The organism is Phenylobacterium sp. (genome assembly GCF_030693805.1).
In the GTDB taxonomy this organism is placed as follows: Bacteria; Pseudomonadota; Alphaproteobacteria; order Caulobacterales; family Caulobacteraceae; genus Phenylobacterium.
On sequence record NZ_JAUXZW010000304.1, the window covers coordinates 1 to 9,931 of the forward strand.

Annotated in this window: 10 protein-coding genes; 3 read left to right on the forward strand and 7 right to left on the reverse strand. The window is 69.3% G+C overall.

Annotation, left to right across the window (positions count from 1 at the left end):
• On the reverse strand, positions 1-993 hold a 993-nt coding region (gene gltA / locus Q8M88_RS11665; RefSeq protein WP_305597327.1), incomplete at its 3' end, for a citrate synthase.
• A gap of 54 nt (positions 994-1,047) precedes the next feature.
• A complete protein-coding gene (gene gltX, locus Q8M88_RS11670) occupies positions 1,048-2,463 on the reverse strand; it encodes a glutamate--tRNA ligase (RefSeq protein ID WP_371132691.1) in 1,416 nt (471 codons plus the stop codon).
• 91 nt (positions 2,464-2,554) lie between these two features.
• On the opposite strand from gltX, the gene Q8M88_RS11675 reads away from it, so the two are divergent.
• The gene (locus Q8M88_RS11675) at positions 2,555-4,645 is read left to right on the forward strand and encodes a ComEC/Rec2 family competence protein (RefSeq protein WP_305597329.1); all 2,091 of its coding nucleotides are present in this window, start codon (positions 2,555-2,557) and stop codon (positions 4,643-4,645) included.
• 3 nt (positions 4,646-4,648) lie between these two features.
• Here the strand turns inward: Q8M88_RS11675 and lexA are convergent, their stop codons facing one another.
• From lexA to Q8M88_RS11695, 4 genes are all read right to left on the reverse strand, one after another.
• Positions 4,649-5,341, reverse strand: a complete 693-nt coding sequence (gene lexA / locus Q8M88_RS11680; protein WP_305597330.1) for a transcriptional repressor LexA — start codon at positions 5,339-5,341, stop codon at positions 4,649-4,651.
• 147 nt (positions 5,342-5,488) lie between these two features.
• Complete coding sequence (gene trpC / locus Q8M88_RS11685) at positions 5,489-6,277, reverse strand: indole-3-glycerol phosphate synthase TrpC (protein WP_305597331.1); 789 nt, start codon at positions 6,275-6,277, stop codon at positions 5,489-5,491.
• Positions 6,274-7,302, reverse strand: a complete 1,029-nt coding sequence (gene trpD, locus Q8M88_RS11690; RefSeq protein ID WP_305597332.1) for an anthranilate phosphoribosyltransferase — start codon at positions 7,300-7,302, stop codon at positions 6,274-6,276. Before trpD ends, trpC begins: the two co-directional genes overlap by 4 nt.
• Positions 7,303-7,306: 4 nt before the next feature.
• Positions 7,307-7,897: an aminodeoxychorismate/anthranilate synthase component II gene (locus Q8M88_RS11695; protein WP_305597333.1), complete on the reverse strand. Its 591-nt coding sequence runs from the start codon at positions 7,895-7,897 to the stop codon at positions 7,307-7,309.
• Positions 7,898-7,977: 80 nt separating this feature from the next.
• Between Q8M88_RS11695 and Q8M88_RS11700 the strand changes: the two genes are divergently transcribed.
• Positions 7,978-8,181, forward strand: a complete 204-nt coding sequence (locus Q8M88_RS11700) for a hypothetical protein (RefSeq protein WP_305597334.1) — start codon at positions 7,978-7,980, stop codon at positions 8,179-8,181.
• A gap of 196 nt (positions 8,182-8,377) precedes the next feature.
• Here the strand turns inward: Q8M88_RS11700 and Q8M88_RS11705 are convergent, their stop codons facing one another.
• Positions 8,378-9,373, reverse strand: coding sequence for a LysR family transcriptional regulator (locus Q8M88_RS11705; RefSeq protein WP_305597335.1), 996 nt, complete (start codon positions 9,371-9,373; stop codon positions 8,378-8,380).
• A gap of 209 nt (positions 9,374-9,582) precedes the next feature.
• Here Q8M88_RS11705 and Q8M88_RS11710 point away from each other — a divergent pair.
• Positions 9,583-9,931, forward strand: a 349-nt coding sequence (locus tag Q8M88_RS11710) for an enoyl-CoA hydratase-related protein (RefSeq protein ID WP_305597336.1), incomplete at its 3' end; no start/stop codon positions are given.

The following is a 9,931-nucleotide window of genomic DNA, read 5'->3' on the forward strand; positions in this document are numbered from 1 at the left end:
GTCGGCGTTGCCGACTTCCGCCAGCACCTCGTGGCAGGTCTTCTGCATGACCTTCGCACGGGGATCATAGTTCTTGTAGACCCGGTGGCCGAAGCCCATCAGGCGGTAGCGGCGATCCTTGACGCCCTGGACGTACTCGGGGATGCGATCGACGGTGCCGATCTCCTTGAGCATGTTCAGCGCTTCTTCGTTGGCGCCGCCGTGCGCCGGGCCCCACAGGCAGGCGATGCCGGCCGCGATGCAGGCGAAGGGATTGGCGCCCGAGGAGCCGGCCAGCCGCACCGTCGAGGTGGAGGCGTTCTGCTCGTGGTCGGCGTGGAGGATGAAAATCCGGTCCATGGCCCGCGTCAGCACGGGGTTGGGCTTCCAGTCCTCCGCCGGCACCGAGAAGCACATGCGCAGGAAGTTCTCGGCGTAGGACAGATCGTTGCGAGGATGCACGAACGGCTGGCCCTGGGAGTATTTGAACGCCCGTGCGGCGATCGTCGGCATCTTGGCGATCAGACGGTGCGACGAGATCATCCGTTGGGAGGGATCATCGACGTTGGTGCTGTCGTGATAGAAGGCGGAAAGCGCGCCAACCGCCCCGACCATGATCGCCATCGGGTGGGCGTCGCGGCGGAAGCCCTGGAAGAACCGGTCGAACTGCTCGTGCAGCATCGTGTGGTAGGTGATCGTATGCTCGAAGTCGGCCGCCTCGGGCGCCCGCGGCAGCTCGCCATGCAGCACCAGGTAGCAGGTCTCGAGGAAGTTGGAGTTCTCGGCCAGTTCGTCGATCGGGTAGCCGCGGTGCAGCAACACGCCCGCGTCGCCGTCGATGTAGGTGATCTTGCTTTCGCAACTGGCCGTGGAGGTGAAGCCGGGGTCGTACGTGAAGACATCGGTGTCGGCGTACAGCTTGCGCACGTCGACCACGTCCGGGCCGAGGGTGCCGTGAAGCACCGGGAGTTCCACCGTTTTTCCGCCTAGATCCAGCTTCGCCGTGTCGCCCATGCCATCCCCTCTCGAGATGAGAAATTAACGTCTCTTTGTCGCGCTTATAGCGCGTTAGGCCCGTGGGGAAAGCGCATCGTCGATCCGCGCCAGGCTTTCGGTCCGACCAAGCGCGCTGAGCGCGCCGGCGAGGTCAGGTGCGGGTGATCCGCCCGATAATGCGGCGCGCAGGGCGGGCCCGAATTTTCCGATCCCGACGCCCTCGGCTTCGGCGAAGGCGCGGATCGCAGGCTCGAGGTGCGCGGGTGCCCATTCGGCGAAGCCGGTCAGCGCCGTTGCCAGCCGGCCAAGACGCGCACGCGTCTCGTCGGTGAGCATGGCGAGCGCCTTCTCCGGCAGTTCCAACGGCCGGCGATGCAGGACGAATGCGGTCAGGTCGGCGAGTTCCAACAGCGTCTTGGCGCCGTCGCGCACCAGCGGCACGGTCCGTTGCAGCGTTTCGCGATCCTCTGCGCTCAAGGTCAGGCCTCGGCCCTCATGCAGCGTGGCCACCATGGTGCTCAGGCGCACGACCTCGGCCTGGCGGATGTAGTGGTTGTTGATGTGGTTGAGTTTCGCCCAGTCGAGACGCGCCGGCGCGCTGACCACGTCAGCCACGTCGAACCAGGAGATCGCCTGCGCGTCGGAGAAAATCTCGTCGTCGCCGTGGCCCCAGCCCAGCCGCGCCAGGTAGTTGCGCATGGCCTCCGGGAGGTAGCCCATCTCGGCGAACTCGCCCACCGCCTGGGCCCCGTGGCGCTTCGAAAGCTTTGATCCGTCGGGGCCGTGGATCAGCGGCAGGTGCGCCCAGGTCGGAACCTCCCAACCAAGCGCCTGGTAGATCAGGGTCTGGCGCGCGGCGTTGTTCAGGTGGTCGTCGCCGCGGATCACATGGGTGATCCCCATGTCGTGGTCATCGACGACCACGGCGAGGTTGTAGGTGGGCGCGCCGTCGGAGCGCAGCAGGATCAGATCATCTAACTCCCGATTGCGGAACGTCACCGGCCCCTTGACCAGATCTTGGACGATTGTCTCGCCATCCGCGGGACCTTTGAAACGGATCACGTGCGGGCGGTTGTCGCCCGCGTCGGCCGCGCGTTCGCGCCAGGGCGAGCGGATCGCCCGACCCTCAGCGCGGGCCTTTTCGCGTTCGGCGGCGACCTCGTCGACAGTCATGTAGCAGCGGTAGGCTGCGCCGCGCGTCAGCAGGTCATCGACCGCTTGGCGATGCAGGTCGGCGCGGGCGGCCTGGAACACCGCCGGGCTGTCAGGCTCGAGCCCCAGCCACGCCAGGCCGTCGAAAATCACCTGGACGGCGTCTTCGGTTGACCGTTCGCGGTCGGTGTCCTCGATGCGCAGCAGGAACTGGCCGCCGGTGTGGCGGGCGTAAAGCCAGTTGAACAACGCCGTTCGCGCGGTGCCAATGTGCATGGAGCCGGTGGGCGAGGGGGCGATACGGGTGACGACGGGACGGTCGGGCATCGAACTCAGGGATGAGGATGAGGCGCCGGCCGAAATAGCCGGAGCGCGGGCGGGGCGTCTTAGCACGGCGCTTCTCAGGGCTCCTAGCGCGTCTGGAGCCGTGGCGTGGCTGGCGGCGCAGCTTCGCGCCCAGACAGACCGGCTGACGCTTTGGGCGCCCGTCGCGCTGGGATGTGGCGCCGGCGTGTATTTCGCCCTTCCGAAGGAGCCGTTCACCTGGACCGCGGGACTGGTGGCGCTGGCCTCCGCGGGCCTGTGGGCGGCGGCGCGTTGGGCCTCCGGCCGTCGTTGGGCTTTCGTCGGCCTCATCCTGCTGTCGGTGGCTCTGGCTGGATTCGCGCTCGCCAAGCTGCGCACGCAAAGGGTCGCCGCGCCGGTCGCCATCGAAAGCGGGCGCCCGCAGTTGGTGGAGGGTTGGGTGGTGGACGTCGCCAGCCCCGGACGTGGGGGACCGCGCGTGCTGATCGCGCCGATCCGCGTCGGAGACTGGAGCGCCGCCGAGACGCCGGTGCGCATCCGGATGACACTACGCGCCCTGGCCGATGTTCCGCCCCCGGGACGAGCCATGAGGCTGCTGGCGATCATCAATCCACCGCCCCCGCCTGCCAGCCCGGGCAGCTACGACTTCGCCCGCGACGCCTTCTTCGAGAGCGTCGGCGGGGTCGGCTTCGCCCTGCGTCCGCCGGTCGCGGTCACCGCCGATCCGCCGCCGTGGCGCCTCGGCCTGACCATGAGGGTCAACGCCGCGCGCTGGGCGCTGGCGGAGCGCATCGTCGCGATCATGGGCGTGGAGACCGGCGGCCTGGCTGCGGCCATGACCACGGGCCAGGAAGCCTTCATCCCACAGCAGCAGGTGGACGACCTGCGCGCCGCCGGCCTCGCGCACATCATCTCGATCTCCGGCCTGCACATGGCGATCGTCGGCGGGTTCGCCTTCGCGCTGGTGCGGCTGGTCGGAGCGGCGTGGCCGTGGCTCGCGTTGCGGGTTCCGGGTAAGAAGCTCGCGGCCCTGGCGGGGCTCGCGGCGGTGTCCGGCTATCTGGTGATGTCGGGCGCGCCGCCGCCGGCGACGCGGGCGGCGATCACCGCCGGGGTCGCCTTCTTCGCCATGCTCATCGACCGTCAGGCGATCAGCCTGCATGCGCTGGCCATCGCCGCTCTCGCCATCCTGGTCGTGCAGCCCGAAGCGGTCACCGAGCCAGGGTTCCAGATGTCTTTCGCCGCGACCGCTGCGTTGGTCGCCCTGGCCGAAGCCTGGACGCGGCCGGCGCGAGAAATCGACGTGCCTTGGCCGATCCGCGCCGTCCAGGCCCTGGGCGCCTGGATCGTACTCAGTCTGGCGGTCAGCTTCGTCGCCGGCCTGGCGACCGGGCCGTTCGCGCTCCAGCACTTCAACAGGGTGTCGACCTGGGGCCTCTTCGCAAACCTGGCCGTGGCGCCGATCTCCTCGTTCGTGATGATGCCGGCCCTGGCGATCGGAGCAGCCCTGGCGCCGCTGGGCCTTGGCGACTGGCCGTTGAAGGTTGCGGGCCTCGGCATCTCCGCGATGCTGTCGGTCGCGCGGATCACAGCAGGCGCGCCGAACGCGAGCCTGCTGTTCGCCAGCGCACCGGCCTGGGCCTTGCCGGCCTCGTTCCTGGGCTTGCTCTGGCTTTGCCTGTGGAAAGGGCGGCTGCGATGGCTGGGATTGCCGCTGGCGCTGGCGGTCCAGTTTGCGCCGCGCCCGCCCGCGCCCGACGCCTGGGTCGCCGCCGACGGTTCAGCGGCCGCAGTACGCTCGGGGACTCGCGCTGTGCTGCTGCGTCCCGACGTGAAGCTGTTCGCAGCCGAACTCTGGGCGCGCCGCCGTGGCCTTGAGCCCCAGGGCGATGCTGTCATCCGCGATCAGATGTTCGACTGTGATCGCTGGAGCTGTGCGCCGCTGAAGGGCGCGCTGACGCCGGTCGCGGTGATCTGGAGCCTGCGGCCGGTGAAGCCAGAGCGGCTGGCCGCCTTGTGCGCAAACGCCGAGCTTGTCGTCACGCGAGGTGGGCTGGACCCTGCCGTCTGTCCGCAGGCCAGGGTGCTGCAGGCGGCCGATTTCGCGCGGGGCGGCGCGCTGGAGACGCGGCGCGAGCCTGCCGGCTGGACCTTGGTCTGGGCCCAGGACCTGCGCGGACGCCGGCCCTGGAGCTGGAACTGGGGCCGCTGAAGCCTAGTGGTAGCGGCGGATCAGGCCGACCAGCTTGCCCTGAACGGCCACCTGGTCGGGACCGAAGATGCGGGTCTCGTAGGCCGGGTTCGCGGCTTCCAGAGCGATCGAGGCGCCCTTTCGACGTAGCCGCTTCAGGGTGGCTTCCTCGCCCATCACCAGGGCCACGACGATGTCGCCCGAGGTCGCCGCGTCGGTGCGCTTGATCACCACGAAGTCCCCATCGAGGATGCCGGCGTTGATCATCGAGTCGCCCTGGACCTCCAGCACGAAGTGTTCGCCGGCGCCCAGCATGGACTCCGGAACCGGCAGGCGGTCGCGCTCCTGCTGGATCGCTTCGATCGGCGTGCCGGCGGCGATCTTGCCCAGCACGGGCAGGTCGCGCACATCATTGGCGGCGATCGGCGCCACGCTATCGCCCGGGGCCACCAGTTGGGGCCTGAACGGCTGCCGGCCGCGGGGCGGAGCCGCTGCGGTGGCTTCCTGCGGCAGTTTCACCACCTCCAGCGCCCGGGCCCGGTGAGGCAGGCGGCGCAGGAAGCCGCGCTCTTCGAGCGCCGTGATCAGCCGGTGGATGCCGGACTTGGACGCCAGATCCAGCGCCTCCTTCATCTCGTCGAACGACGGAGATACGCCGGTCTCCTTGATCCGTTCGTGGATGAACATCAGGAGTTCGTGTTGCTTACGGGTGAGCATGGCCGTGCGCCTCGGGAACAAATCGCAAACGTTGCTCGATGTTCTCTAGGTGTTCTGGATTAATGTCAAGTTACTACCCAAGTTCATGATTTTCTGCAGGATTCACGAAAACGCGAGCGCCGCTTGGAGGCGACCTCGGACGGCGACTCAGGCGAGGAGGGCGCGAGTCGCCGAGGCCACGTCGGCTTGCCGCATCAGGCTCTCGCCGACCAACATGGCGCGCGCGCCGAAGCCCTGCAGGCGGGCCGCGTCGGCCGGCGTGAAAATGCCGCTTTCCGTCACCAGCAGCACGCCGCTCGGGATGCGCGAGGCGAGCCGTTCGGTGATCGCCAGGTCGGTCTCGAAGGTCCGCAGGTTGCGGTTGTTGACACCGAGCAGGGCCGCGCCAAGGGCGAGGCCACGATCCACTTCGGCCTCGTCGTGCGCCTCGACAAGCACGTCCATTCCGTGCCGCGCCGCCTCGCTGAGCAGGTCTGCGGCGAGTTTGTCGTCGCTGATCGACAGGATGATCAGCACTGCGTCGGCGCCCAACGCCCGCGATTCCGCCACCTGCCAGGGGTCGACCAGGAACTCCTTGCGCAGACAGGGGAGGGAGGCCGCCTCGCGCGCCTGGCGCAGAAAGGCGTCATCGCCCTGGAAACTCGGTGCGTCGGTGAGCACGGACAGGCAGGCCGCGCCGCCGTCCTCATAGGCCCGCGCCAGCGCCGGCGGGTCGAAGTCCTCGCGGATCACCCCGCGTGACGGCGACGCCTTCTTGATCTCGGCGATGAGCGCCAGCCGGCCTGCCGCGCCGTGACGCTCCAGAGCGGCGCGGAAGCCGCGCGGGGTGGAAGCCTGCGCTGCGGCGGCTTCGATGGCGGCCTGAGGTCGCGCCGCCTTGCGGACGGAGACTTCGTCGCGCTTGTAAGCGGCGATCTGTTCGAGGATGTCGCTCATGCCTCAGCGCCTGCGGGCCGGCTGATCGCCACCAGCTTCTCCAACGCGGTCGCCGCCGCGCCATTGTCGATCGCTGTCGCCGCCAGCGTGACGCCCTCGCTGAGCGTCTCGACCTTGTCGGCGATCAGCAGGGCGGCGGCGGCGTTGAGCAGGACGATGTCGCGATATGACCCGGTCTGGCCGTCCAGCAGCGCGCGCAGCGCCTGCGCGTTCTCGGCTGGGGCGCCGCCGGTGAGGTCGGCGGGTGCGCTACGCGGCAAGCCGACGGCCTCAGGCGTGATCCGGAACAGGCGTACCTGCCCGTCGCGCCACTCGGCGGCATGGGTTTCGCCCGTGGTGGTGATCTCGTCCATGCCCGCGCCATGCACGGTCCAGGCGCGTTCAGCGCCCAGCGCGCCCAGCACGCGGGCCAGCGGCTCGACCCAGCGCAGGTCGAAGACGCCCATGAGCTGGCGCTGAGCGCCGGCGGGGTTGGTCAGCGGTCCCAGCAGGTTGAACAGGGTGCGAAAGCCCAGCTCGGCGCGGATCGGCGCCACGTGGCGCATCGCAGCGTGGTGGGCGGGTGCGAACATGAAGCAGATGCCGGCCTCGTCCAGCGCGCGACGCTGCTGGTCGGCGGTGACGTCCAGATTGACGCCAAGGGCGGCCAGCACGTCACCCGCGCCGGAGCGAGACGACAGCGCGCGATTGCCGTGCTTGGCGACCTTGAGGCCCGCGCCGGCGGCGACGAAACCCACGGCGGTGGAGATGTTCAGGGTGTGCTGGCCGTCGCCGCCGGTGCCGCAGACGTCGATCACCTGCAGCGAATGCTCCAGGGGGACAGCGGCCGCGCGCATGGCGCGCGCGCTGGCGGTGATCTCGCCGACGGTCTCGCCGCGCATGCGCATGGCGGTCAGGGCGGCGGCGACCTGGGCCGGCGTCGGCTCGCCGCGCAGGCAGGCGGCGAAGAAGATCTCGGCGTCGGCTTCAGACAGGGTCGCGCCATCGGCCAGGCGGCCCAGCAGCGGCTTGAAGGCGTCCGACACCGCTCTAGACGGGAACTGAGCGGCGCGCGGCGGCGAGGTTCAGGAAGTTCGCCAGCAGCGCGTGGCCGCCCTCGGTGGCGATCGACTCGGGGTGGAACTGCACGCCATGGATCGGACGGCTGCGATGCTGCAGTCCCATGATCTCGCCGTCCTGCGTCGAGGCGGTGACCTGCAGCACGTCCGGCAGGCTATCCCGCTCCACGGCCAGGCTGTGGTAGCGGGTGGCGGTGAAGGGTTGAGGCAGGCCGGCGAATACGCCTTGGCCATCGTGCTCGATGGCGCTGGTCTTGCCGTGCATCAGCGTCTTGGCGCGCACCACCTGGCCGCCGAAAGCCTGGCCGATCGCCTGATGCCCGAGGCAGACGCCGAAGATCGGCAGGTCGTCGGGCGCCGTCTCCAGCAGTGATAGGCAGATCCCGGCTTCGTTGGGCGTGCAGGGGCCGGGCGACAGCAGGACGCCCTCAGGCCGCAGACCCAGCGCCTCATCGACGCTGATCGCGTCGTTACGCACGACACGCGTCTCCGCGCCCAGTTCGTTCAGATAGTGAACCAGGTTGTAGGTGAAGCTGTCGTAGTTATCGATCACCAGGATCATGCGGGCCTATCTAGGCCGTGAGGAGCCCGCCGCCAAGCCGTGCATTGCGCTGGACCGCGCACGCGCAGATGCTCGCGCCCATGGCCGTAACCGATTCATCGATCGACGCCGAGGAGATGGCCAGGGTGCGTCGACTGCTCGCAGACGCACCACTGCAGCGCGCACCGATGTGGCCGGCGGTGGCGGCCGCAGCGTTTGCGGCGATCAGCGCCTTGTCCCTGGCGGCGGCCATGGTCGTCGCCCCGCCGGTTGTGGTCGAGCATCCCCTGGAGCAGCCGCGCTAGAGCCGCTGCAAGGTCGCTCCCTCGCTGACGTAGGCCGACTCCCTCGACCCGCCTTGCGTACGCGCCTCGCTCACGGCTTGCGCCTCGGCCTGTTGCGCGACCCAGGCGATCGGCATGCGGAAGTTGAAGCCCGTCTCGTCCGCGTCGGAACGGACGCTGAGCTCGCCGGCGCGGGCGCGACAGCTTCTAGGCGTCCTCAGCGTGCGACGGCGGCCGTCAGGCGGCCGTCGCGCCGAGTGGGGAGTTCGAGGTTCGGCGTCGCGGCGAAAGCCGCGCCGTCCGAGACGCTGCCCCGGATCACGCCGGCCACCAGGTCGCGGAACCAGCGGTGGGCGGCGTCGGCCTGGAACTGGGGATGCCAGCTCTGGGCGATCGCCAGGTCCGGGGTCTGGAACGGCAGGTCGAAGGCGTGCACGGCCATGCCTTCTCGGATCAGCGATCGGACGAACGAGGCCGGCGCGGCGGTCACGAGATCGGAGTGCGCCGCCACCGAAACCGCGGCGCGGGCGCTGGGGACGATCAGGGTCACTCGCCGCGCGAGCCCGAGGCGTCCCAGGGCTTCGTCGATAGGCCCCCAGGCCTGGCCGCGGCGTGACCGCACGATGTGCTCGACCGCGGCGAAGGATTGCGGCGTGATCAGCTCGTCGAACAGCGGATGGCCCACCCGCGCCGCGCCCACGAAGCGCTGGCGAAACAGCGTCTGGCTGATGATCTCGGGCGGGTGCACGCCGCCGGAGCCTAGCTCCAGGTCGACGCGGCCGTTGCGCAGCGCGTCTTCGCTTTCGCGGCCTTCCGGTGCGAAGCGGAGCGACACGCCAGGCGCCGCCGTCTTGACCGCGCGCACGATCGCGCCGCTGAGCGATGTGGCGAGATCCTCGTTCGACTGGATGGTGAACTGGCGCGCCAGGGTGGCGGGGTCGAACTGCGGCGGCTCGAGCAAGGCGCGAGCGTCTGCGATCAGCTTGCTCAGCACCGGACGCAGGGCGCGCGCCCGGGGCGTGGGGGCGAGGCGCTGGCCGGCGCGCACCAACAGAGGGTCGTCCAGCATGTCGCGCAGGCGCGCCAGGATGCGGCTCATGGCCGGCACGCTGCGGCCATAGCGGCGCGCGGCGAGGGTGACGTTCTCTTCCTCGAGCAACAATTCGAGTGCGACCAACAGGTTGAGGTCCAGAGATTGCAACGGACGCAACATGGTCGTCGCCACCTTTCGTTCGTGCACAGACTGCGGGCCTCACGCCCGGCCGTCAACTTAGCCAGGGCACTGTACGTCGCGGACGGAACATGGAATCTTGTCGGCACAGCCGTCAGTCTAACAATTGTTCGACAGATAAATCAGCACATGCGATCGGACCGAAGCCGGGCTGTGCCGGCGATGCGAAGTCCGGGGCGGAGGAACAATCCATGGCGTATGAATTCGTGAAGGTCGAACGCGAAGGCCCGATCACCATCATCACCCTCAACCGCCCGGAGAACCTCAACGCCGTGCACCCGCCGGCGAGCTTCGAACTGCACGAGGTGTTCAACGCCTTCGCCGCTGATCCGGATCAGTGGGTTGGAATCGTCACCGGGGCCGGCGAACGCGGCTTCTCTGCGGGCAACGACCTGAAGTATCAGTCCTCGGGCGGAGTGATGGGCGCGCCGCCCACCGGCTTCGCCGGCCTGACGCAACGCTATGACCTGACCAAGCCGCTGATCGCCGCGGTCAACGGGGTGGCGATGGGCGGCGGGTTCGAGATCGCGCTCGCCTGCG